This window comes from Serratia sp. LTN-2, from assembly GCF_059740205.1.
Genome location: NZ_JCAXDO010000007.1, coordinates 1 through 22,137 on the forward strand (window position 1 = coordinate 1; position 22,137 = coordinate 22,137).

The 22,137-nt window shown below is 57.6% G+C and carries 22 protein-coding genes and 1 other RNA gene; 15 read left to right on the plus strand and 8 right to left on the minus strand.

Going from position 1 to position 22,137, the window contains the following annotated elements; genetic code table 11:
* The 6 genes from AC6BYQ_RS14845 to AC6BYQ_RS14870 form a co-directional block, all read left to right on the plus strand.
* Window positions 1-233, plus strand: a 233-nt coding sequence (locus AC6BYQ_RS14845) for a response regulator transcription factor (protein ID WP_498057102.1), incomplete at its 5' end; no start/stop codon positions are given.
* A 1,899-nt stretch (window positions 234-2,132) separates the two neighbouring features.
* Window positions 2,133-2,555 carry a LuxR C-terminal-related transcriptional regulator gene (locus tag AC6BYQ_RS14850; protein ID WP_498057103.1) on the plus strand — a complete coding sequence of 141 codons (423 nt, stop codon included), beginning with the start codon at window positions 2,133-2,135 and terminating at the stop codon, window positions 2,553-2,555.
* Window positions 2,556-2,919: 364 nt separating this feature from the next.
* Window positions 2,920-3,336 carry a DUF2946 domain-containing protein gene (locus AC6BYQ_RS14855; protein WP_498057104.1) on the plus strand — a complete coding sequence of 139 codons (417 nt, stop codon included), beginning with the start codon at window positions 2,920-2,922 and terminating at the stop codon, window positions 3,334-3,336.
* Between the two features lie 71 nt (window positions 3,337-3,407).
* Window positions 3,408-5,069: a DUF2534 family protein gene (locus AC6BYQ_RS14860; protein ID WP_498057105.1), complete on the plus strand. Its 1,662-nt coding sequence runs from the start codon at window positions 3,408-3,410 to the stop codon at window positions 5,067-5,069.
* A 337-nt stretch (window positions 5,070-5,406) separates the two neighbouring features.
* Window positions 5,407-6,738 carry an SLC5/6 family protein gene (locus AC6BYQ_RS14865; RefSeq protein WP_498057106.1) on the plus strand — a complete coding sequence of 444 codons (1,332 nt, stop codon included), beginning with the start codon at window positions 5,407-5,409 and terminating at the stop codon, window positions 6,736-6,738.
* 30 nt (window positions 6,739-6,768) lie between these two features.
* Window positions 6,769-8,079 (plus strand): L-cysteine desulfidase family protein, encoded by a 1,311-nt coding sequence (locus tag AC6BYQ_RS14870; protein ID WP_498057107.1) that lies wholly within the window; start codon window positions 6,769-6,771, stop codon window positions 8,077-8,079.
* Between the two features lie 28 nt (window positions 8,080-8,107).
* Here the strand turns inward: AC6BYQ_RS14870 and AC6BYQ_RS14875 are convergent, their stop codons facing one another.
* Complete coding sequence (locus tag AC6BYQ_RS14875; RefSeq protein WP_498057108.1) at window positions 8,108-9,043, minus strand: LysR family transcriptional regulator; 936 nt, start codon at window positions 9,041-9,043, stop codon at window positions 8,108-8,110.
* A 135-nt stretch (window positions 9,044-9,178) separates the two neighbouring features.
* On the opposite strand from AC6BYQ_RS14875, the gene AC6BYQ_RS14880 reads away from it, so the two are divergent.
* The 3 genes from AC6BYQ_RS14880 to AC6BYQ_RS14890 are packed head-to-tail and all read left to right on the plus strand — an operon-like array spanning window position 9,179 to window position 11,361.
* A complete protein-coding gene (locus AC6BYQ_RS14880) occupies window positions 9,179-9,832 on the plus strand; it encodes a DUF3313 domain-containing protein (RefSeq protein WP_498057109.1) in 654 nt (217 codons plus the stop codon).
* Between the two features lie 38 nt (window positions 9,833-9,870).
* Complete coding sequence (locus tag AC6BYQ_RS14885) at window positions 9,871-10,215, plus strand: DUF3302 domain-containing protein (protein ID WP_498057110.1); 345 nt, start codon at window positions 9,871-9,873, stop codon at window positions 10,213-10,215.
* 9 nt (window positions 10,216-10,224) lie between these two features.
* Window positions 10,225-11,361, plus strand: a complete 1,137-nt coding sequence (locus AC6BYQ_RS14890; RefSeq protein WP_498057111.1) for an HlyD family secretion protein — start codon at window positions 10,225-10,227, stop codon at window positions 11,359-11,361.
* A 133-nt stretch (window positions 11,362-11,494) separates the two neighbouring features.
* Here the strand turns inward: AC6BYQ_RS14890 and ssrA are convergent.
* Both ssrA and smpB read right to left on the minus strand, forming a co-directional pair.
* Window positions 11,495-11,858, minus strand: a transfer-messenger RNA (tmRNA) gene (ssrA, locus tag AC6BYQ_RS14895).
* A 49-nt stretch (window positions 11,859-11,907) separates the two neighbouring features.
* Window positions 11,908-12,390 (minus strand): SsrA-binding protein SmpB, encoded by a 483-nt coding sequence (smpB, locus tag AC6BYQ_RS14900; protein WP_004929094.1) that lies wholly within the window; start codon window positions 12,388-12,390, stop codon window positions 11,908-11,910.
* Between the two features lie 161 nt (window positions 12,391-12,551).
* Here smpB and AC6BYQ_RS14905 point away from each other — a divergent pair, with 161 nt between their 5' ends.
* Together AC6BYQ_RS14905 and AC6BYQ_RS14910 are read left to right on the plus strand one after the other, a co-directional pair.
* Window positions 12,552-12,986 (plus strand): type II toxin-antitoxin system RatA family toxin, encoded by a 435-nt coding sequence (locus AC6BYQ_RS14905; protein WP_025159544.1) that lies wholly within the window; start codon window positions 12,552-12,554, stop codon window positions 12,984-12,986.
* Window positions 12,979-13,263, plus strand: a complete 285-nt coding sequence (locus AC6BYQ_RS14910; RefSeq protein ID WP_019452302.1) for an RnfH family protein — start codon at window positions 12,979-12,981, stop codon at window positions 13,261-13,263. Before AC6BYQ_RS14905 ends, AC6BYQ_RS14910 begins: the two co-directional genes overlap by 8 nt.
* 118 nt (window positions 13,264-13,381) lie before the next feature.
* Here AC6BYQ_RS14910 and bamE read toward each other — a convergent pair whose 3' ends face one another.
* The 3 genes from bamE to nadK form a co-directional block, all read right to left on the minus strand.
* On the minus strand, window positions 13,382-13,720 hold the full coding sequence (gene bamE / locus AC6BYQ_RS14915; RefSeq protein WP_004929101.1) for an outer membrane protein assembly factor BamE: 339 nt from the start codon (window positions 13,718-13,720) through the stop codon (window positions 13,382-13,384).
* A gap of 240 nt (window positions 13,721-13,960) precedes the next feature.
* Window positions 13,961-15,622: a DNA repair protein RecN gene (recN, locus tag AC6BYQ_RS14920; protein ID WP_074055568.1), complete on the minus strand. Its 1,662-nt coding sequence runs from the start codon at window positions 15,620-15,622 to the stop codon at window positions 13,961-13,963.
* Between the two features lie 86 nt (window positions 15,623-15,708).
* Window positions 15,709-16,587, minus strand: a complete 879-nt coding sequence (gene nadK / locus AC6BYQ_RS14925) for an NAD(+) kinase (RefSeq protein ID WP_019452304.1) — start codon at window positions 16,585-16,587, stop codon at window positions 15,709-15,711.
* A gap of 125 nt (window positions 16,588-16,712) precedes the next feature.
* Between nadK and grpE the strand changes: the two genes are divergently transcribed.
* Entirely contained in the window at window positions 16,713-17,297 is a 585-nt protein-coding gene (grpE, locus tag AC6BYQ_RS14930; protein WP_025159545.1) for a nucleotide exchange factor GrpE, read from the plus strand.
* Between the two features lie 56 nt (window positions 17,298-17,353).
* On the opposite strand, the gene ung is transcribed toward grpE, so the two are convergent.
* Window positions 17,354-18,037 carry a uracil-DNA glycosylase gene (ung, locus tag AC6BYQ_RS14935; RefSeq protein ID WP_033635636.1) on the minus strand — a complete coding sequence of 228 codons (684 nt, stop codon included), beginning with the start codon at window positions 18,035-18,037 and terminating at the stop codon, window positions 17,354-17,356.
* 346 nt (window positions 18,038-18,383) lie between these two features.
* Here ung and grcA point away from each other — a divergent pair, with 346 nt between their 5' ends.
* The 3 genes from grcA (at window position 18,384) to AC6BYQ_RS14950 (ending at window position 20,666) form a co-directional block, all read left to right on the plus strand.
* Window positions 18,384-18,767, plus strand: coding sequence for an autonomous glycyl radical cofactor GrcA (gene grcA, locus AC6BYQ_RS14940; protein WP_004929114.1), 384 nt, complete (start codon window positions 18,384-18,386; stop codon window positions 18,765-18,767).
* Between the two features lie 188 nt (window positions 18,768-18,955).
* Window positions 18,956-19,918 carry a Tle-like phospholipase domain-containing protein gene (locus AC6BYQ_RS14945; protein WP_498057112.1) on the plus strand — a complete coding sequence of 321 codons (963 nt, stop codon included), beginning with the start codon at window positions 18,956-18,958 and terminating at the stop codon, window positions 19,916-19,918.
* The gene (locus tag AC6BYQ_RS14950) at window positions 19,911-20,666 is read left to right on the plus strand and encodes an ankyrin repeat domain-containing protein (RefSeq protein WP_498057113.1); all 756 of its coding nucleotides are present in this window, start codon (window positions 19,911-19,913) and stop codon (window positions 20,664-20,666) included. The genes AC6BYQ_RS14945 and AC6BYQ_RS14950 overlap by 8 nt, the downstream gene beginning before the upstream one ends.
* Before the next feature lie 52 nt (window positions 20,667-20,718).
* Here the strand turns inward: AC6BYQ_RS14950 and srmB are convergent, their stop codons facing one another.
* Window positions 20,719-22,041: an ATP-dependent RNA helicase SrmB gene (gene srmB / locus AC6BYQ_RS14955; protein WP_498057114.1), complete on the minus strand. Its 1,323-nt coding sequence runs from the start codon at window positions 22,039-22,041 to the stop codon at window positions 20,719-20,721.
* Between the last annotated feature and the right edge of the window lie 96 nt (window positions 22,042-22,137).

The window sequence follows — 22,137 nt, forward strand, 5'->3', positions numbered from 1 at the left end:
AAACATCTGGTTCAGATAAGGCGGTACTGTTCGAGGAAGAGACGCTGACGGTGCGGCAGCGGCAGATCATGCGGCTGCTCTCCAAAGGCATCAGCCCGGCGGATATTTCAGTGCGGCTGAATATCAGCGTTAAAACCATCAGCTCACACCGGGGCGCGGTCATGAAGAAATTCGGCTTTAACCGCAAGATTGAGCTCTATAATTGGCTTATTCTACGTGGTAATGAGCTATAAATGGATTTGTTAATATAAGGCTGTTGATGATTTTTCTATATTTAGCGTTTTTCTATTGTAATTAAGTTTGTTTTCATTCAATAAGCAGGCGCTGGCGACCAACAAGGGTGACCTGGGGATTCGGATCTACCGGGGGGGCGAAGCTTGGACGACGTTACAGGCCAATTATCAATAAGGAGCGAAGGATGAACAAGGCGTCAGCCGATGGCTGACGACGCTGGTGGTGGAGCCGTGCTGGGAACGGAAAGATAGCCCCGAGAGCATGAAAGAACCATTGGGAACATATCGCACGGCTTTATAAGCCGGTTGGTATTTGGACGCTGTCGAAGGCAGAGACTGAAACGCGGGGGGCGAGATTATGCGGCCCGGTAGATGAATGGGGTGAAGTATCTTCTGGAGGCGGTAGGATGGTGACCACCGAATATGCTACATGCCGATTATTATATCGTTACAAGAGGCCTTACAATGTCTTCAACAACACGCAAAAAACTATTACCACGGTACTGCTGGCTTACGTTGTTATTTGCCGCTGTAACTGTCCGTGCGGTGCCAGTGACGTACGATGTGCATCTCAACCGTAAAGTTGGGAAAAACTACTTATACGACATGACGACTTCCGGATCCGCAGACGACCTGCCGGGGGTTGTGCCTCCGGCGGCAAAGACCCTCGGTGTGTGCTCAGTAGGGTATGGGGAGGTCAAGGGGTGCAAACTGTGGAGTTCAGTTGGCGAGGTGTCTGTGGTCGCGGTTGAGCCTGGCGAACCCGCGCGGGACGCAGTTAACCGTTTTTATAGAAAGAACGGGGCGATTGCCCGTACCCAGGTAACGTTTGTACCCGAACACATCGGGAGTGGCCAATGCGTTGGGCTCATGTGGGGGGATAAAACCTATGTTCTTGAGCCCGTTCAGGGGGTGGTGTGCTCCGGGATCGCCCCGCCTGATAATAAGTGCGACTTCACTGGGGGGGGGGCGGTCGATTTCCTATTCAGTGCGAGGAAGGGGAGCATTAACGGGCTCAAAAAAATGCAGACCGTTGCCGTAGTATGCGACCAATTAGCTACTGTTCGGGTTCGAGCCGGGTCTGAGATTCGCCTTTCTTCCACGCTAACCGCGCGATTGTCGACCACGGAGGGAGAACTCGTCTCGGGGGTAACTATGCTGGTGGGAAGTGCCCCCCTGAACTTCCCTCTTATTGCCACGCTGGCAGGAGATGCCCCCGGCGGTGAGTATAGCGGCTCGACGGTAGTCTATGTAGAGATACTGTGAGGCTCCCATAAACGGGGGACGAGGGTATGGCCGCGAAACTGTATACCATTGACGATACAATAAAACTGGGGGCTGATGTCTTCCCTCCGGCTCGGTAACGCGGTTCTTGACACTCGTGGGATGAATGTCTTATTCGGGATCGGCGCTAATCAATTAGTTATACCCAAAATACTTCAAAATGCATATCTAAACCGTGGCATCCTTTTGACTTTAAATTGTTTCATGCATAGAGAGTCAGCATCTTGAGGTTTAATGGGGATATACCAAAAAATAATTAGCGTTGCATCAAGGTGCAGCCAACATTAAGTATGGCGGGTATATATATTTTGTTCTAGACGCCACCGGCAACATTAATGCAGGGAATTACGTTGTGTACGTATTACCTTGAATTTCTGTTTACGCCTGCGGGTAAGTGCTCATGAGCTGCCTCGACGTGAACCGCAGACGTCAATCTCACACGTCTCTCGGTTTTCCTGTTGTTTGCATGGCTGGAGGCTATTTATATACGAGCTAAGATAAAGGGGTTTGATGATTTTGATTTGTATCGCTTTGTGGGTAGGGGTTATTTCTCAGGGGGGGCTTTCTGTTTGAGTGTTTTCGTAGTGAGAAAAAACGGTGGGGTTTGTTAATCAAATGCATGTAAATATCGCCGATATTATCTTTTATTATCCTGGCTACTCAATTGTTTACCTAATTGGTAACGCGTTGGGCTCAGGCATGAAGGACTGTATCGTTATTTCTTTGTGTGAGAGAAAAAATGTTCCGGCTACATGGCGGCTGGGGCGATTGCAGAAAATGTTGCCTAAGCAAGGTGACCTGAAACAACTGCACTTTTATTTGGATGAATTATGGAATAGGCGAGATGTTTCTGGTGTGGGCAGGCGGCCCCCATCCCGGGACGAGGAACTGAGTAAAGGGCAACGAGAGAACTTGTACCTGTTGGCAAAAGGTGTCACGCCGGCAGAGATTTCAATGCAATTGAATATCAGCATTAAAAACGTCAGCTCGCATCGAGGGGGGAGTCATGAAGAAATATGGCTTCAATCGCAATATTGAACTCTACAACTGGTTAATTTTGCGTGGCAATGAGCTTTAATTAAAAAGGGATGGCGGTGATACTATTTTGGGTTGCGTTTTTTTTGTTTGTCCTGAGTTTGTTTTCATTCTATATGCATTATAAACTTATCAGTAAGAGAAAATTAGAGCTAAAAGCCAGAAAGAAGAAATATTGGGTAGGCCTTAAAGAGGCGCTATTAGGGCGTTAGCGTATTACTCAACGTTCAATAAATCGGGCGTTAATTCACAGCGAGTGCCCGCGCCTATCCCCTTCAACATCTATTTCACTTTTCGTTCACCTCTTGATGCATAGAGGTTACACTGGCCGCTTGTTCGCAACTGACCGGGTTAATTCACCGCCGCGATGAGAGTGCCACGCCAGCTACAGCAACGCTTTGCCGCCTGCATCGCCATTATGGCGGTGCTGTTGCTGTTTGTGGCGCCGGTGGTGTCGAAATCGCTGATGCACCATCAGATGATGAGCGGCATGGCGCAGCCGGCAGCTACCATGCAGCATGAGATGCACGGAATGGTGATGCCCGCCGCCGAACATGCCGGCCACCATGGCATGGATCCGGCAGAGATGATCTTCTGCGGCTACTGCGAGCTGCTGATTCACGTACCGCTGCTGCTGTGGGTATTCGTCCCGCTGCTGTGGCTGATGGCGCGTATTGCGCGCCTGCCTTGCGCGCCGCGCATCGTCCCCCCGCCCATTCGGCGTCTTGCTCTGCGGCCAAGTCCGCGCGGGCCGCCCGGCCAGCCGTTTTTCCTTATTGCTTGATCATGGGTCATGCCGTCCGTATCGCTGCGGACGGTTTGCCTGCGCACAAAGTTTGAAAAACGAGAAAGGCCATGTCTTCAATAACCAAAACTCCACCTGCCGCATCGCCGCGTGGCGCGATGCTGAACCTGATCAGACGGCTGCATTTTTATATCGGCCTGCTGATTGCTCCTTTTATTCTGGTCGCTGCACTGACCGGCACGCTGTATGTGCTGACCCCGCAGCTTGAAGAGGCGCTGTATCGCGATGCGCTGTCTACCGAACCGCATGGGCAGGCGAGACCGCTGGCCGACCAAATCGCCGCCGCTCGCCGTGAAGCGGGTGACGAGGCGCGCATTTACGCCGTGCGCCCGGCGCCCGGTGCAACGGACACCACCCGTGTGCAGTTCGTCGGCGCCGATCTGGGCGCTTCCGAGTCGCGTGCGCTGTTTGTCGATCCTTATACGCTGGCCATCAAGGGCGACATGACGGTGTACGGCACCTCCGGCGTGTTGCCGCTGCGCACCTGGCTAGACAAGCTGCACAGCAGCCTGTTGCTCGGCGATCTGGGCCGCAATTACAGCGAGCTGGCGGCCTCCTGGCTGTGGGTGGCCGCGTTGGGCGGCGTAGCGCTGTGGCTGACGACGCGGCCGAAGCGCAAGCTGAAGAGGCCGAAAGGGCGCTTCGCCGCCAGCCGCCATTGGCACATCACGCTGGGCGTGGCGCTGCTGGCGGGGCTGCTGTTCTTCTCGGCCACCGGGCTGACCTGGTCGCAGTGGGCCGGCGGCAACATCGATGCGCTGCGAGCCAACCTGGGCTGGCTGACGCCGCAGGTCAACACCAGCCTGCAGGCCGATGCGTCGCAGACGCCGGCCGATCCGCACGCTGAGCACCGTGGGATGATGCCGGGTATGAAGATGCCCCCTGCCGCGCAGGCCAATGCGCTGAACGGCGATTGGGATCGGGCGCTGCACGCCGCGCGCGCCGCTGGGATCGATGCTGCCAAGATAGAGCTGCGTCAGCCGAAGGGCGAGGGCAAAGCCTGGACGGTGACAGAAGTGGATCGCAGTTGGCCAACGCAGGTGGACAGCGTTGCTATTGCGCCGCAGAGCTTCGCCGTCGTCGACCAGGTGCGGTTCAGCACCTTCCCGTTGATCGCCAAGCTGACCCGCTGGGGCATCGACGCCCACATGGGGATCCTCTTCGGTTTGCCGAATCAGTTGCTGCTGGCGGCGTTCGGCCTTGGGCTGTGTCTGATGATCGTACTGGGCTATCGGATGTGGTGGCTGCGTCGTCCGGCGGCGGGTGAGCAACATCCGGTGCATACGCTGTTCGCCGCCTGGTTGGCGCTTTCCCTGCCGGCGCGGGTAATCACGCTGTCGATCGCCGTAGCCTTGGGCTATTGTCTGCCGCTGATGGGCGTGAGCCTCGCGGCGCTATTGGTGGCGGACGTGTGGCGCTGGCGTGGCCAACGGCAGGGGCATGGCGAAGAAACGCCAGAAGCGGCCGCTCGGCGCGTAGAGGTGCGTAAGTTCCGCGCTGCGGTGGCGACGGTCGCGGTGGCGGTCGGCTGCGTGATGGGCAAGGCGATCCTCGGCGGCACCGTCGAGCAGTTTCAGCTGCCGATCGGCGCCTGGAGCGCACAGATGATCGTGATGCAGAGCCTGATGGTGTTGCTGTATACGCTGGTATTCACCCTGCTGCTTTCCATTCCGCTATGGTATTTCTTCCTGGGGGAGAAAGAGGGGCGGTAAAGGGGGCGCCCGGTATGCGGTTTAGCCTACCGGGCGCTGTGAATGCAAAACGGGCGGAACGCTGCCTTCACCCGGTCTGATGATTCATACTGTGGCGCGTCGGGATAATGTGATGCGCCTCTCATACTGGTTGTTGATAGAATTTCTTTCTTCTTATTCTTTTTTTATGGGATTTTTTCCTCTTTGATAGCCTTAATCCATATAAATATTGTGACTTTTTTCTCTTGTTTCAGGGGTAAGATTTCGCACATTAAAACGATAACTCGCCTGCATTTTAGAATTATCCATCGTGCAGAAACTATTAAAAAAAACCTCTACCTACACAAGCGAGAACCTTATGGAAACGGCTTCAAATAATAGCGTGCTATTGGATGACACGTCGCCGGCGTTGCGGGCGAAGATGACGGAAAGTGAATGGCGTGAGGCAATTAAATTCGACAGCACTGATACCGGCTGGGTGATTATGAGTATCGGCATGGCGATTGGCGCCGGCATTGTTTTTTTACCGGTGCAGGTTGGATTGATGGGGCTGTGGGTATTTCTGCTTTCCTCTATTATCGGTTATCCGGCTATGTATTTATTCCAGCGTTTATTTATCAATACCCTCGCGGAATCGCCCGAGTGCAAAGACTATCCCAGCGTGATTAGCGGCTATCTGGGGAAAAACTGGGGCATCCTGCTCGGCGCACTCTATTTTGTCATGCTGGTGATCTGGATGTTCGTTTATTCCACCGCCATTACCAACGACAGCGCGTCTTATTTGCACACCTTCGGCGTGACGGAAGGGCTGTTGTCCGACAACCCTTTTTATGGCCTGGTGCTGATCTGCATTTTAGTGGCGATTTCATCGCGCGGTGAACAGCTGCTATTCAAACTTTCAAGCCTGATGGTGCTGACCAAGCTGCTGGTTGTGGCGGCGCTTGGCGTGTCGATGATTGGCCTGTGGCATGTGCATAATATCGGCGCGCTGCCGCCGGCGGCGCTGCTGATTAAAAACGCCATTATTACGCTGCCGTTTACTCTGACTTCGATTCTGTTTATTCAGACGCTCAGCCCGATGGTCATTTCCTACCGCTCGCGTGAGAAATCGATTGAGGTTGCCCGCCATAAAGCGCTGCGCGCCATGAATATCGCCTTTGGCATTCTGTTTACCACCGTCTTTTTCTATGCCGTCTCTTTTACGCTGGCGATGGGGCATGATGAGGCGGTAAAAGCCTACGAACAGAACATTTCCGCCCTGGCGATCGCCGCTCAGTTCATTAGCGGTGACGGCGCCGCCTGGGTCAAAGTCGTCAGCGTGATCCTCAATATTTTCGCCGTGATGACCGCCTTTTTCGGTGTTTATTTGGGCTTTCGCGAAGCGACGCAGGGCATCGTAATGAACCTGCTGCGCCGCAAGCTGCCGCTGGAAAACATCAATGAAACCTATGTGCAGCGCGGCATTATGGTGTTCGCTATTCTGCTGGCCTGGAGCGCCATTGTGCTGAATGCGCCGGTGCTGAGCTTCACATCCATTTGCAGCCCGATCTTTGGCCTGGTGGGCTGCCTTATTCCTGCGTGGCTGGTCCATAAGGTGCCGGCGTTGCACAAATATAAAGGCGCATCGCTGGTGCTTATCATCGTGACCGGCTTGCTTCTGTGCGTCTCCCCGTTCCTGGCATTTTCCTGATAGAGCTAATACGGTATTAAGGTTGTCATTATGTTTAACCCTGAAAGTCTTTCATTATGGAAAAAATACATCCGCGTCGTGCAGGAGGAGGTGAAGCCTGCATTGGGATGTACCGAACCGGTTTCCCTGGCGCTGGCCAGCGCCACGGCGGCGGCTCACTTACCGGGGCCGGTGGATCGCATTGAAGCCTGGGTTTCGCCGAATTTGATGAAAAATGGCATGGGCGTGACGGTGCCCGGCACCGGCATGGTGGGATTGCCGATAGCCGCCGCGTTGGGGGCTATCGGCGGCGATGCCGACGGCGGTTTGGAAGTGCTCGAGAAGGCCTCTGCAGCGGCCATAACGCAAGCGAAGCGGCTATTGGCGCAGGGGGCGGTGCGCGTCATGCTACAGTCGCCTTGCGAAGATATCCTCTATTCCCGGGCGAAGGTTTACGCTGGCGATCAATGGGCCAGCGCCACCATCGTCGGCGGGCATACCCGCATCGTCAGCATCGAGCGGCAGGGCGAGACGCTCTATACGCTGAAGGCGCAGCCGCAGGGCGCCGAGCCGGCACGCCCGCTGCAGGTGCTGGCGCAGACTTCGCTGCGTGAGATCGTGGATTTCATCGAGCGGGCGCCGTTCGCGGATATCCGTTTTATTCTCGATGCCGCGCGCCTCAACGGTGCGCTGTCGCAAGAAGGGTTGCGCAGCCAGTGGGGGCTGCACGTGGGTGCCACGTTGCAAAAACAGCGCGCACGCGGATTGATGGCGAGCGATCTGGCCAGCGATATCGTGATCCGCACCAGTGCGGCGTCCGATGCGCGGATGGGCGGGGCGACGCTGCCCGCGATGAGCAACTCCGGCTCGGGCAATCAGGGGATCGCTGCCACCTTGCCGGTGATGGTGGTGGCGGAGCACTTCGCGGCCGATGAGGAACAGCTGGCGCGTGCGCTGATGCTGTCGCACCTGAGCGCCATTTATATTCACTATCGCCTGCCGCGCCTCTCCGCGCTGTGCGCCGCCACTACCGCCTCGATGGGGGCGGCCGCCGGGATGGCGTGGCTGGCGGATGGCCGGTACGACACCATCGCCAAGGCCATCGGCAGCATGATTGGCGATGTGAGCGGGATGATTTGCGATGGCGCTTCCAACAGCTGTGCGATGAAGGTTTCCACCAGCGCCTCGTCGGCGTGGAAGGCGGTGCTGATGGCGCTGGACGACACGGCGGTAACCGGCAACGAGGGGATTGTGGCGAATGATGTTGAGCAGTCGATCGCCAACCTTTGCGCGCTGGCCAGCCGATCGATGCAGCACACCGACAGGCAGATCATTGAGATTATGGCGAAAAAAGCCTCCTGAGCTTTCCCCGCTGTGGCGGGGTTTTTTGTTAAATCAGCCGGTGTGCGTGCTGTTGCACGCTTTCCATGATGCTGTCCATCATCACCTGAACGCGGTGCGGCAAAACGCCGCGCCGGCGGTAGATCAGATAGGCCTGCATATCGATGCAGCGCTCGCGCGCCAGGCAGGGCAGCAGAGTGCCGGCATCGAGCTCGGCGGCCACGGAATAATACGGGGCGTAGACGATGCCCAGGCCCTGTTTCGCCAGCTCGATAGCCGGCAGAATGTTATCGCAGACGCTGGCGCCGTCGATCTCGACTTGCACCAACTCCCCCTGCGCATTATAGCTGCTCCAGGTATTGCGGATGCCGCCCAGCATGCGCAAGGTAATGCAGCGATGTTGCGACAGCTCATTCAGGTCATTCAGCGGCGAGCGGGTGATGTAATCCGGCGCGGCGAATAGCCCGACGCGAAAACGGGTGAGCGGCCTGGCGATCAGGCTTTCGTTTTGTGGCTGGAAGAAGCTGATCAGCAAATCGCAGTCGCTGTCGAACACTGCACCATACTTTTTTTCGCGTTCATCGGGATTGCGGGTCACCAGATCGACCGTCAACTCCGGTGCGGCATGCAGCAGCGGCGGCAGCAAATAGCTGGCCAGGAACGCGTGGATACCGATCGGCGCGCCGAGCGTGACCATGCCGCTCAGGCTGCGCTTATAGGTGTCGGACATATCGAGCAGATCGCTGTGCTCGTCCAGCAGCAGTGCGGCGCGGCGCAAGAATTGCTCGCCGAACTCGGTCAGCGCCAGGGCGCGCGGGCTGCGCAGAAACAGTTCCAGACCCAGCCGGCGTTCCAGTGAGGTGAGCGCGCGCGACACGTTGGATTGCGGCATGTCCAACAGCTGCGCCGCTTTGCTGACGCTCGCCGTTTCGGCGATGACGCGGACGATCCTCAGTTCTTCTATGCGGAAGTCTTTCTGTTTCACTGGCCGGCTCTTATGAGTTTGTATATCAAAAATGATATACACCTTTGGCGGCATTGTCATATGACTTATCACGGGCGGGTGGGTATCATTCGATTTGATTATTTGCTATCCACATAAATAAAGAGAAATCCGTCAATGAAAGTAACAAGAACGGTGATTTTACCTGCGCTGTTATTATTGGCCGCGTGCTCGTCCGCCGTGACCGAAAAAGAAAAATACTCGACCTTTCTGACCAATTATAACGATATCAATAAAGGTCAATCCGCATCCGGCAAAGACGTTTTATATTGGAAAGATCAGAACGTCGACTTTTCCCGTTATCAATATTTGGTTTATCAGCCGATGATCTATTTCCCACGGCCGAAACCGAGCGAAATGGTGAGCCAACGCGCGCTCGACAATATCCTGAATTACACCAACCAGCAGTTTAAACAGGCGATGGGCACCCACTTCACGCTGGTTGACATGCCGCGTGAGCATACGCTGATCTTCCGCGGCGCTATCACGGCGATCGACACGCAGAAGAAAGGGTTGCAGATCTATGAAGTCTTGCCGATCACCTTGCTGATTGCCGCCACGCAAAGCGTGACCGGCCATCGCACCATGGAAAGCGCAGTCTATATGGAAGGTGAGTTTATCGATGCGGCGACCAACCAGCCGGTGATTAAAGTGGTGCGCAAGGCCTCGGGCGAAAATCTCAATAATGAGAAAGCACAGCTGAAAGTCAGCGATGTGAAGAACGCTATCGATACTATCGCCAACGATATCAGACAATATAACACGCTATAAACATCGTTTATTTCCGCTAAGACCAACCAGGGCTTTACATGTTTCTAAACTATTTTGCTTTAGGCGTACTGATCGCGGTATTCCTGATTTTATTCTACGGCGTCATTATTATTCATGACATTCCCTATTTACTGGCGAAAAAGCGCCAGCATCCGCATCAGGATGCGATTCATGTCGCCGGTTGGGTCAGCCTGTTTACGCTGCACGCCATTTGGCCGCTGCTGTGGATTTGGGCGACGCTCTATCGGCCGGAACGCGGCTGGGGCATGAGTGAAAGCACGGAACCTTCAAAGGATCTGAAGGCGCGCATCGCGCTGCTCGAAGCCGAATTGCAACGCCTGCAGGAAAAGCCGACGGCGGTTCCCGGCCCCACGGTGAGTTGAGCGTAGCCTATGGATTTACTTATTATTCTCAGCTACGTGGCGCTGAGCTACGGCGTATTTAAGCTGTTCCGTATTCCGGTTAATAAATGGACCGTGCCGACTGCGGTGCTCGGCGGGATCGTTATCGTCGGCGCGCTGATTCTGACGATGAACTACAACCATCCGTACAGCGATCGGGCGCAGAAAATAGCCGTTTCTGTGCCGATGGTGCCGCAGGTCTCGGGCATGATCGTTGAGGTGACGGAGAAAACCAACGTGCTGCTGCACAAAGGTGAAGTGCTGTTCCGGCTCGACGACAGCCGCTACCGCGCGCGGCTCACCAGGTTGGAGGCTGACCTGGCTAGTGCAGAGGCGGAGATCAGGACGCGACGGGCGGCGCTCAGCGAGTCCGCCGCCAACGTGCAGCGGGCGAACGCGGAATACGAGCGCGCCCGTAAGGATTACCAGCGCTATGCGAAAGGGGCGGCCATGCCGGTCAACCCATTCTCGGAGCAGGACGTCAGCCATGCGCAGCAGCAGTACCAGGCGCAATCCGCTGCGCTGCAGGCGGCGAAAGCCCAGTTCCAACAGGAACAGGCGCGGTTGTCCGGGCGCTATGACGGCGAAGACGCCACGATAGCCAGCCTGAAATCGCAAATTGCCGAAGCGCGTTACAACCTGGAACAAACGGTGGTGCGTGCGCCGAGCGACGGTTATGTCACGCAGGTGCTGGCACGGCCGGGCACGGCGGCGGTTCGCCTGCCGTTCAAACCGGTGATGATCTTTATCCCGCAGCAAAAGCGCCAGGTGGTGGCGGTGTTCCGCCAGAACGCCATCCTGCGTTTGGCGCAGGGGGATCAGGCTGAAGTGGTGTTCAACGGCTTGCCGGGACAGGTTTATGGCGGCACCGTGAGCCGGGTGTTGCCGGCGATACCGGACGGCAGCTATCAGGCCAGCGGCACACTGCAGGGCCTGAGCGCCACGCCGGGTCGGGAAGGGGTGTACGTGATGATCGATCTGGCGGCTAACCCCGATCTGGCTCACTTGCCCGACGGCGTGAGCGCCCAGGCGGCGGTGTATACCGGGCACTTTGAGCACGTTTCCGTGATGCGTAAAGTGCTGCTGCGCATGACCAGCTGGCTGCATTACCTCTATCTGGACCATTAGCCAGCATCGGCCCGGGAGAGCCCAGGCCGTGGGGTTTCCCTTTGAATGTGACAAAAACAAAAAAGCCCGCAACCGAAGTTGTGGGCTTTTTCGCTATTATCGCCGGGTCTATCTGGTTCACTGGCGACGTATTTGGTGGAGCTGGCGGGAGTTGAACCCGCGTCCGAAATTACTACACCGTCGGCACTACATGCTTAGTCCAATCTTTACATTCGCCGGCCAGCTGCGGATGGACACGCTACTGACAGACTAGCCTGATTGAGTTTAACGCTTCAGCCCCAGGCAGGACATCCACGCGATCTCTTTTGGGTTTGACCTCTCTTGATCCCCGTCCTAAGAGCGGAGGCTAGGGAGAGAGGGCTCTAAGCAGGGTATTAAGCTGCTAAAGCGTAGTTTTCGTCGTTTGCGACTATTTTTTTGCGGCTTTTTACGAGGCCAACCGCCCCTCGGCATGCTCCTAGGGCTTCGCAAATCCCGTCGAATCCAGAATCAGCCCCAAGTAACTTTGTGCAGTATACCAGAAGTTTACCTCGATAAGCCAGCGGCTTAACGATTGGCGTGCTTCATGATACGGGCTTTCGCCGTCTGCCATTCGCGATCTTTAATGTCATCGCGTTTGTCGTGCTCTTTCTTGCCTTTGGCTACGCCGATCTTGATCTTGCTCCAGGCATTTTTCCAATACAGGGACAAGGCCACCACGGTGTAACCCTCGCGGTTGACGCGGCCGAGCAAGGTGTCCAGCTCGCGTCTGTTCAGCAGCAGTTTACGGGTACGTGTCGGATCGCACACCACATGCGACGAGGCCACGTTGAGCGGAGTGATGGTGGCGCCAAACAAATAGGCTTCACCGTCACGGAACGTCACGTAGCTGTCGCTGAGGTTGGCTTTGCCAGCACGCAGCGATTTAACTTCCCACCCTTGCAGCGACAGGCCAGCCTCGAACTCTTCTTCAATGAAGTATTCGAAACGCGCGCGCTTGTTTTGGGCAATGGTGGCGGAACCGGGTTTGTGTGCTTTTTTCTTTGTCATAGTGCGTTCATTATACTGGATGCTTCAGCGAAAGAAATCCTTTCCCGTTCAGCACCTGCGCAATTTTTCGCATTTTTGGTTCCCTCATCCCTTAGCAGATTTTTTGTTTGCCGCCAGATAAATGGTATTATCTGTACGTTTTATGTCTTACAGGAAATGATATGCCCCAGATCAGTCGGTCTGCATTAGTGCCGTTCAGCGCCGAGCAGATGTATCAGTTGGTTAACGATGTTCATTCTTATCCCGATTTTCTGCCAGGCTGCACCGGCAGCCGGGTGCTTAACGCTACCCCCAATGAAATGACCGCCGCGGTGGACGTCGCCAAGGCCGGTATCAGCAAGACCTTCACCACGCGCAATACGCTGTTGGATAACCAACGCATCAATATGCAGCTGGTCGATGGTCCGTTCCGCAAGCTGATGGGCGGTTGGCAGTTCACACCGCTGAGCGAAGAGGCCTGCAAGGTGGAGCTGCACCTGGACTTCGAGTTCACCAACAAACTGATCGAACTGGCGTTCGGCAAGGTATTTAAAGAGCTGGCGGGCAGCATGGTGCAGGCATTCACCCAGCGCGCGAAAGAGGTCTACAGTGTCTGACATTCAGGTCGAGGTGGTGTACGCCTTACCGGAGCGCCAGTACCTGCGCAAGGTGAAGCTGGCCGAGGGCAGCAGCGTCGAGCAGGCAATTGCGGCTTCGGGCCTGCTGGAGCTGCGTCAGGATATCGATCTCAAGAGCAACAAAATCGGTATCTACAGCCGCCCGGCCAAGCTGGGCGACACGCTAAACGACGGTGACCGGGTTGAGATCTACCGGCCGCTCATCGCCGATCCGAAAGAACTGCGCCGGCAACGGGCAGAAAAGGCAAAAAAATAAGGCGCTATGAGCGCCTTATTTTTTTATCTGAAACTGATTCTCTCTTCCGCGTTGCAGCCTGCCACTGTCATGAGGAACATCATGCCTCCTCATGGGCCGGAAGAGCGGGCGGCGCCGATTACTTGGTCAGTGCCGGTTTGTTCTGGATATCGGTCAACACGCCTGCGCTGTCGAAGGTCAACGTCAGCGTTTGCTGGGTGATATCTTCATGGCCAGGCTGCTGGCGGAACACATAGAACCACGTCTGAGTCCCGAACGGGTCTTGCAGCATTGGGGTGCCCAATGTGTAAGCGACCTGTTGCTGGGTCATCCCTTTCTGGATTTTCGCCACGTCGGTCGACGTCAGGTAGTTCCCCTGGTTGATGTCAGGACGATAAACCACCTTTTCAAAAGTAGAACAGCCTGCAGTCAGCATCACAAGAACTACAGCGGCGGCAGTCAGCGTTTTACAGCGCATAGTAATCACATTCCTTTAGGGCATAGGATGCCGATGATAATAGACCTTGCGGCAGTTGGAAACCTTTATACCCTTCATCTTTCACGTTGCGACGCATTGGCTTTCCTTCAGCACCTCAAGCGCTTGGCCTGTTTCAGGCCGTTGAGATGGCTTCGGATCGCCGCCGCGGCGCACTTTAGATATTTCTCGGGCCAACAGCGTCACTGTCAGACCGCAGGAAAGTGAAAAAGTTGAGCTTTTTTATGCCGCCAGCAGTTCTTTGGCATTGGCCAGCGTATTGCGGGTAACTTCGCTGCCGCCGAGCAGGCGCGCCAGCTCTTGCAGCCGGGCGCGTTTATCCAGCGGTGCCATCTGGGTTTCGGTCACCGTGCCGTCGGTCTGCTTGCTGACGAACAGATGCTGATGCCCGCAGCCGGCCACCTGTGGCAGGTGGGTGACGCACATCACCTGGGTGGATTCGCCGAGCTGGCGCAGCAGGCGGCCGACGATGGCGGCGGTTGGGCCGCTGATACCCACGTCCACTTCGTCGAAGATCAGCGCCGGGGTTTCCATCTTGCGGGCGGTGATCACCTGAATGGCCAGCGCGATGCGCGACAGCTCGCCGCCGGAGGCGACCTTCGCCAGCGGCTGCAGCGGCTGCCCCGGGTTGGTGGAGACGCAGAACTCGGTGCGGCTGGCCCCTTCGGCGCTCAGGTGCTGCGGTTCGAAGCGCACGTCGATGTTGAATTTGCCGTGCGGCATGGAGAGCGCCTGCATGCTGTCGGTGATGAGCGCAGTCAGTTCGGCCGCGTAGTGCAGGCGTTTCTGGTGCAGCTCTTCCGCCAGCGCCAGCGCCTGCTGGTGATGCAGGGTAACCGCCTCGTTCAGGTGCTCATGGTCGCTTTCCTGCTGCGACAGCTGCTGTTGTTCATCCAGCAACTGCTGATGCAGCTGCGGCAGCTCTTCCGGCGCGACCTGATGTTTGCGCGCCAGGCTGATTTGGCGCGACAGGCGTTGTTCCAGTTCGTGCAGGCGGTTGGGATCGAGATCCATGCGATCGGCGTAGTGGCGCAGTTCGTCGCTGGCTTCGCTGATCTGGATAGAGGCCTCTTCCAGCATGTCCAACAGGCCGCTGAGCTTATCGTCCAGCCCGGCCAGCTCGATCAGCAGGTGTTTGGCGCTGTAGAGCTGGCTGAGCATGTTGTTCTCGTCGCTGTCGGCGAGCAGCTGCAGCGTCTGCTGGCTGAGGGTCAGCAGCTGGCCGCTGTTGGCCAGGCGCTTGTACTCGGCGTCGGTCTGCTCGAACTCGCCGGCCTGCGGCGCGAATTCGTTCAGCTCTTTCAATTGGTATTGCAGCAGCTGCTTGCGCGCTTCGCGCTCGATGGACTGCTGCTGGTGATGCGCCAGTTCGCGGCAGCTCTGGTGCCAGCGCTGATAGGCCTGGCTCATCGCCGCCAGCAGGGCGGGTTCGTCGGCGTAGGCGTCGAGCAGCGCTTTTTGGTGCTCCGGCTTGAGCAGCAGCTGATGGGCATGTTGACCGTGGATTTGGATCAGGCGTTGCCCCAGCTCGCGCAGCTGCGACAGCGGCACGGCGGTGCCGTTGATAAAGCCGCGCGAACGGCCGTCGGCGTTGATCACCCGACGCAGCAGGCATTCGTTGCTGTCGTCCAGCTGGTTTTGCTCCAGCCACTCGCGCGCGGACGGGGTGTCCGCCAGCGAGAAGCGGGCGCAGATGTCGGCGCGGGCGGCTCCCAGGCGCACCACGTTGCCGTCGGCGCGGTTGCCGAGGCACAGCCCCAGCGCATCGATGGCGATGGATTTGCCGGCACCGGTTTCACCGGTGATCGCCGTCATACCCGGTTGAAAATCGATTTCCAACTCACGAACGATAGCAAAGTTGCTGATGGTTAATTGCGCCAGCATGGGAACCTTCCTGTGTATAAACACATAACTGTAGTTTCATACAGTATAAACTGGTTTTATATACAGTAAAGTGGCCGGCGCAGATTTTAGAACAATTTTTTCGACCAGCCCAACTTGGTGCTTAACGTGTTGAAATAGCTGTAGTCCTTCGGATGGATCAGATTCAGGTGGAAATCGCTGCGGCGGATCAGCACTTCTTCACCTTCCTGGATAGGCAGCGCGATCTGGCTGTCGCAGCTGATCTCCAGATCGCTGCCGATCTGCGAAAACTTCAACCGGATGGTGCTGTCGCCGTTGATCACCAGCGGCCGAGCGGAGAGGGTGTGCGGGAACATCGGCACCAGCGCGATCGCCTCCAACGACGGGGTGAGGATCGGCCCGCCGGCGGAGAGCGAGTAGGCGGTGGAGCCGGTCGGCGTGGCGATGATCAGGCCGTCGGAGCGCTGCGAGAAGGCGAAGCGATCGTCGATGTACACTTCGAATTCGATCATGTGCGCTACTTTGCCGGGGTGCAGCACCACTTCGTTGATGGCGGTGCTGATGCGGCACTGCTGGTGCTCTTTATGCACGATGGTTTCCAGCAGGAAACGCTGTTCGTCGATATACTCGCCTTCCAGCACGTCCGCCAGCTGCTGCAGGGCGTTGTCGGGATCGAGATCGGTGAGGAAGCCGAGGTTGCCGCGGTTGACCCCGATCACCTTGATGTCGTAGCGCGCCAGCACGCGCGCGGCGCCGAGCATGTTGCCGTCGCCACCGACCACCACCGCCAGATCGGCGCGCTGGCCAATATCCGCCAGGCTGCCGGTGACGGCGTCCTTCAGCCCCAAATCATGGGCGATCTGGCGTTCGACCATCACCGAATAGCCGCGGGCGACCAGCCAGTGGAACAGCATCTCGTGGGTTGCCAGCGCTGAAGGGTGACGCGGGTGGCCAACAATGCCAATACAGGCGAATTTTTTATTCATTTGTTGTGATTTTCCTCACCGGGACCCGTTTATGCCCCACATTGTGACCGGTTGACTTGAAACCCCGGTTTTGATCCCCATAATAAGCCAAGTTGCGAGATTAATGCTAAAACGCGGAGATATTCATGAGTAGTAAAGAACAGAAGACGCCAAACGAGCAAGTCTCGGAAGAAATGGAACAACACGCTCATCACGAGGATACGCTGCCGGAAGCGGCGGAAGGCGTCGATCTGCGCGATGCGCGTATCGCCGAACTGGAAGCCCAACTGGCGGAAGCGCAGCAGCACGAGCGCGACAGCCTGCTGCGCGCCAAAGCGGAAGCGGAAAACATCCGTCGCCGCGCCGAACTGGACGTCGAGAAAGCGCACAAGTTCGCCCTGGAGAAATTCTCCGGCGATCTGCTGCCGGTGATCGACAACCTGGAGCGCGCGCTGGATCTGGCGGATAAAAACAATCCGGAACTGGCCGCAATGATCGAAGGCATCGAGCTGACGCTGAAATCGTTGCTGGACGTGGTGCGCAAGTACGGCATCGAAATCGTCGGCGACGTCAACGTGCCGTTCAACCCGGAAGTGCATCAGGCGATGAGCATGATGGAATCCGCCGATCACCAGCCGAACCATGTGATGATGGTGATGCAGAAAGGCTACACGCTGAACGGCCGCCTGCTGCGCCCGGCGATGGTCGCGGTCTCCAAAGCCAAGGCGTAATCGCCCCGGCAACGGCATAAAGAAAGGCACCCGAGGGTGCCTTTTTTGTCTCTGGGCTACGCCTGCGGCAGGCGCGGCATCCAGTCGATCGGCGTGAGGCCTTGCTGCTCCAGCAACTGATTGGCCTGCGAGAAGTGGCGGCAGCCGAGGAAACCGCGGTGGGCGGAGAGCGGCGACGGATGCGGCGCTTTCAGCACGTGGTGGCGGTTGCGATCGATAAAGTTGCCTTTCTTCTGCGCGTGCGAGCCCCACAGCAGGAAGACCACGCCTTCACGGTTCTCGTTCAGGGCGGCGATCACTTTATCGGTAAAGGTTTCCCAGCCCAGGTTGGCGTGCGAGTGCGCGCGGCCGCCTTCTACCGTCAGCACGGTGTTGAGCAGCAGTACTCCCTGCTCGGCCCAGCTTTGCAGGTAGCCGTGATCCGGGCGTTCGAAGCCGGGAATGTCGGTCGCCAGCTCTTTATACATGTTCACCAGCGACGGCGGCGCCGGTACGCCGGGGCGTACCGAGAAAGAGAGGCCGTGCGCCTGGTTGGGGCCGTGGTAGGGATCCTGGCCGAGGATGACGACCTTGACGTCCGCCAGCTCGGTATAGCGGAAAGCGTTGAACACGTCCTTCTGCGGTGGATAAATGGTCTTACCGGCCTGGCGCTCAGCGGCAACAAAGGCGAGCGTTTCAACAAAATAGGGCTGCTCTTTCTCTTTGCCGATCACGTCATGCCAGGTGAGGGAGGTGGCCATAAACGCTCTCCTTTGTTTTCTTTAGCAATTCATAGGCTATAGCTTACCGTGTCGGCACGCGCAGTGAAACCCGCTTTTCGTTTCTCGCCGTCGCGCGAAATGCAATTATTTTTGAAAATTTACAAAAATAATTGGTTTTTGGCGCGGCGGGAAAATTGATATAAAACATAAATTTGCCCCTTCTTGCGTTGTGCCTACCCGGTAAAAATTGACTTTAATCAAAGAACTGGCCCGGTCAGGCTGGTATACAGAACAACAAGACAACAATGGTTTTACCAAATGGCCGAAACCAGAATTGGGTTTTCTCACGACGTGAATTTTTACGCCCTTGTACGGAGGCAACATAATGATTACCGGTATTCAAATTACCAAAGCGAACGACCAGGCGCTGGTGAATTCTTTCTGGCTGCTGGACGATGAAAAAGCGGAAGCTCGCTGCGTGTGCGCCAAGGCCAACTACGCGGAAGATCAGGTTGTCGCAGTCAGCGACCTGGGCCAGATCGAATACCGTGAAGTGCCGCTGGAAATGCAGCCGACCGTGCGCGTAGAAGGTGGCCAGCACCTGAACGTCAACGTGCTGCGCCGTGAAACCCTGGAAGACGCGGTCAAGCATCCGGAAAAATACCCGCAGCTGACCATCCGCGTGTCCGGCTATGCGGTGCGCTTCAACTCTCTGACGCCGGAACAGCAGCGCGACGTTATCGCCCGCACCTTTACCGAAAGCCTGTAATCGGCGGCGCAATCGTAGCAATGAGGGAGCTTCGGCTCCCTTTTTTGCGTTTGACGGCCGAAAACCGAACGTGGATCACAATTTGCACAAAGTTAAGCATTCCTAATACAGAACTCATCCGACCTGCCGATAGCTAAATCAGTACCTATTCAGGTGCTCAATAAAAAGTCTATCGACAAGGAGTCGGCATGAGTATGCCTTTAAGTTTTACCTCTGCAGTATCTCCGGTGGCCGCGATCCCTACACCTCGCGCCATCGCCGAGACGGCACCGGCGGCGCAGCCCGCAGCCGCGCCGGCAAGTCCCGCGCCGGTGGCTACCCCCTCTCAGAACACGCTCAATGCGCAGAATCTGTTGAATACGCTGGTCGGCGATCTCTCCGCGGCGGCGCCGACGGCGGCAGCAGCGCCGGGCGTGACCCGGGGGCAGCAATCGCAAGAGGGCGATTATGCGTTGGCGCTGTTGGCCAAGGACGTTTACTCGCTGAACGGCCAGGGCGCCGCCGGGTTCAACCGCCTGAGCGACAGCGCACTGCTCGGTTTCGGCATCGATCCCGCCAGCCTGCACGACGCGGGCAGCGGTTTCCAGGCCGGGATTTACAGCAACGACAAGCAGTTTGTATTGGCGTTTGCCGGCACCAACGACTGGCGCGACTGGCTGAGCAACGTGCGGCAGGCGACGGGCTATGACGATGTGCAGTACAATCAGGCGGTTGCCGCTGCCAAAAGCGCCAAGACGGCCTTTGGCGATGCGCTGGTGATCGCCGGCCATTCGCTCGGCGGCGGTCTGGCGGCTACGGCGGCGCTGGCGACCGGCACTACGGCGGTCACCTTCAACGCGGCTGGAGTGTCGGATTACACCCTGAATCGCCTGGGCATCGATCCGGCGGCGGCGAAGAAAGATGCCGAAGCCGGTGGCATTCGCCGTTACAGCGAACAATATGACATGCTGACCAGCACTCAGGAATCAACCTCGCTGATCCCGGACGCTATCGGCCACAACATCACCCTGGCCAACAACGATACCCTGACCGGCATCGATGACTGGCGGCCGAGCAAGCACCTGGATCGCAGCCTGACGGCGCACGGCATCGACAAGGTGATAAGCTCGATGGCGGAACAAAAGCCGTGGGAGGCCAAGGCCAATGCCTGAAGGGCGTCGCTTGCGGCGGGCGCTGGCGATAGCCTTACTGGCGCTGGTCGCGGTGGCCGGTTTACTGATGATGGCTAAGGAGCAACAGATGGGGCAGGAGATTTCGCCGTTTGACGGCCGCAGCAATCTGGCGCTGGCTCAGGCGGTGGCGCGCGGCGATACGCAGGGCATCCATGCGCAGGCGACGCAGGATCGTTTGCGCGAGCGGGGCGATCGGCAGGTCACGCTGTTGCAGTGGGCGGTGCTTTCGCAGCAGCCGGGCAGCGTGCAGACGCTGCTGGATCTCGGCGCCGATGCAGCGGCTGCGGGGCTGGACGGCAACAGCGCGCTGCACACCGCGGCGATGCTGCAAGACCCGCAGTACCTGCGGTTGCTGTTGACCCAAGGGGGGCAGGTGAACGTGCGCAATGCCGTGACCGGCGCTACGCCGCTGGCGGCGGCGGTATTGGCCGGGCGTGAGGAGCAGCTGCGGCTGCTGCTGGCGGCCGGAGCGGACACTACCTTGAGCGATCGGCTGGGGGATACGCCGCTGCATCTGGCGGCGAAGATCAACGCGCCACACCTGGCGCTGCTGCTGTTGCAGGCCGGGGCCGATGCCCGGGCGCGCAACCAGCAGGGCGTCGCGTTCCAGTTTTACTTCTCGCAAACGCCGGCGCATTTGCAGAATGACGAGCTGAAGGCGCAGTTCCGCGAGCTGGACAAATGGCTGCAGGGGCATCGTCTTTCCACGCACTACGCGCAGCAGTAAACGCCCATAAAAAAACCGCCTGCACAGGCGGTTTTTTCTTAGGCAGCGGCGGTTATTCCGCGTCGCCGGCCGGCTTGGCCTTCGCCTGACGGCGTTTGCCGACGTTTTTGGCGTCGCGATGGCGCACTTTCACCTTGGTCTTTTCTTTGTTCTTCGCTTTATCTTCCGCGCGTTTGGCCAGCACTTTCTTCGATGGCTTGCCGTTGCTCTTCTCGTTCGGCACCTTGGTTTTCGGCCGCAGCTCGTCGATCACGCGCGCTTTCAGCGGCTCGTTCAGGTAACGGCCCACTTTGCCCAGCAGCAGATGGTCGTGCGCTTCCACCAGCGAAATGGCGGTGCCTTTGCGCCCGGCGCGGCCGGTACGGCCGATACGGTGCAGGTAGGTATCCGCAGTGCGCGGCATGTCGAAGTTGAACACGTGGGTGATATCGAGGATATCCAGACCGCGCGCGGCGACGTCGGTGGCGACCAGTACGTTAACCCGGCCATCCATCATGCGTTTAACCGCTTCGTTGCGTTTGGCCTGCACCATTTCGCCTTCGAGATAGCAGGTATTGATGCCCGCTTCGCGCAGCCAGGTGGCCAGCTCGTGCACGCGCTCGCGCTTGCGCACGAAGATCACCGATTTCTGCACGTCCGGCTGCTTCAGCAGATGGATCAGCAGCGCGGTTTTGTGCTGCACGTCATCGGCGCGGTAGTACCACTGCAGGATCTTTTTGCGTTCGCGGCGCGACGGGTCGGCTTCCACTTCCACCGGCTCTTTCAGGATGCGCTCGGCGAATTCGCGGATCGCCTCGCCTTCGAGCGTGGCGGAGAACAGCAGCGTTTGGTTGCGCCAGCGGGTTTCGGCGGAGATGGTTTCGATGTCCTGCGCGAAGCCCATGTCGAGCATACGGTCGGCTTCGTCGAGGATCAGGGTTTCCACTGCGCGGCAGTCGAAGTTCTCTTCTTTAATGTATTGCAGCAAACGGCCGGTGGTGGCGACCACCACGTCCTGGTTTTCGCTGAACACTTCCGCGTGGTTCATGTAAGCTACGCCGCCGGTGATGGTGGCGATATCCAGCGAGGTATGAGCAGCCAATTCACGCGCCTGGTCGGCGACCTGCATCGCCAGTTCGCGCGTTGGCGTCAGGATCAGCACGCGCGGCGGGCCGGATTTCTTACGTGGAAAGTCCAGCAGGTGCTGCAACACGGGCAGCAGGAAGGCGGCGGTTTTGCCGGTGCCGGTCGGAGCCGAACCTAAGACGTCGCGCCCGTCCATCGCCGGCGGGATCGCAGCGGCCTGAATGGCAGTGGGGCGATCGTAGCCTTTGTCGCGCAGCGCGTCGATCAGGCGATCATCGAGTTCGAGTTCGGAAAAAGTGGTTGCTGTCATGGTCTACCTCTACTTGGGGCGCCGATTATAGACGGGTTGGCCGCGATCTTCACCTATTTAAGCGGAAAGCCGCTCTTTTCCCGCCCATCAGATTGC

Bases quoted from the DNA above. Each gene is read 5' to 3' on its own strand.
- AC6BYQ_RS14850 (WP_498057103.1), top strand. From the start codon at position 2,133: ATGCATGTAAATATCGCCGATATTATCTTTTATTATCCTGGCTACTCA.
- AC6BYQ_RS14855 (WP_498057104.1), top strand. From the start codon at position 2,920: ATGAGAGTGCCACGCCAGCTACAGCAACGCTTTGCCGCCTGCATCGCC.
- AC6BYQ_RS14860 (WP_498057105.1), top strand. From the start codon at position 3,408: ATGTCTTCAATAACCAAAACTCCACCTGCCGCATCGCCGCGTGGCGCG.
- AC6BYQ_RS14865 (WP_498057106.1), top strand. From the start codon at position 5,407: ATGGAAACGGCTTCAAATAATAGCGTGCTATTGGATGACACGTCGCCG.
- AC6BYQ_RS14870 (WP_498057107.1), top strand. From the start codon at position 6,769: ATGTTTAACCCTGAAAGTCTTTCATTATGGAAAAAATACATCCGCGTC.
- AC6BYQ_RS14880 (WP_498057109.1), top strand. From the start codon at position 9,179: ATGAAAGTAACAAGAACGGTGATTTTACCTGCGCTGTTATTATTGGCC.
- AC6BYQ_RS14885 (WP_498057110.1), top strand. From the start codon at position 9,871: ATGTTTCTAAACTATTTTGCTTTAGGCGTACTGATCGCGGTATTCCTG.
- AC6BYQ_RS14890 (WP_498057111.1), top strand. From the start codon at position 10,225: ATGGATTTACTTATTATTCTCAGCTACGTGGCGCTGAGCTACGGCGTA.
- smpB (WP_004929094.1), bottom strand. From the start codon at position 12,390: ATGACAAAGAAAAAAGCACACAAACCCGGTTCCGCCACCATTGCCCAA.
- AC6BYQ_RS14905 (WP_025159544.1), top strand. From the start codon at position 12,552: ATGCCCCAGATCAGTCGGTCTGCATTAGTGCCGTTCAGCGCCGAGCAG.
- bamE (WP_004929101.1), bottom strand. From the start codon at position 13,720: ATGCGCTGTAAAACGCTGACTGCCGCCGCTGTAGTTCTTGTGATGCTG.
- recN (WP_074055568.1), bottom strand. From the start codon at position 15,622: ATGCTGGCGCAATTAACCATCAGCAACTTTGCTATCGTTCGTGAGTTG.
- nadK (WP_019452304.1), bottom strand. From the start codon at position 16,587: ATGAATAAAAAATTCGCCTGTATTGGCATTGTTGGCCACCCGCGTCAC.
- grpE (WP_025159545.1), top strand. From the start codon at position 16,713: ATGAGTAGTAAAGAACAGAAGACGCCAAACGAGCAAGTCTCGGAAGAA.
- ung (WP_033635636.1), bottom strand. From the start codon at position 18,037: ATGGCCACCTCCCTCACCTGGCATGACGTGATCGGCAAAGAGAAAGAG.
- grcA (WP_004929114.1), top strand. From the start codon at position 18,384: ATGATTACCGGTATTCAAATTACCAAAGCGAACGACCAGGCGCTGGTG.
- AC6BYQ_RS14945 (WP_498057112.1), top strand. From the start codon at position 18,956: ATGAGTATGCCTTTAAGTTTTACCTCTGCAGTATCTCCGGTGGCCGCG.
- AC6BYQ_RS14950 (WP_498057113.1), top strand. From the start codon at position 19,911: ATGCCTGAAGGGCGTCGCTTGCGGCGGGCGCTGGCGATAGCCTTACTG.
- srmB (WP_498057114.1), bottom strand. From the start codon at position 22,041: ATGACAGCAACCACTTTTTCCGAACTCGAACTCGATGATCGCCTGATC.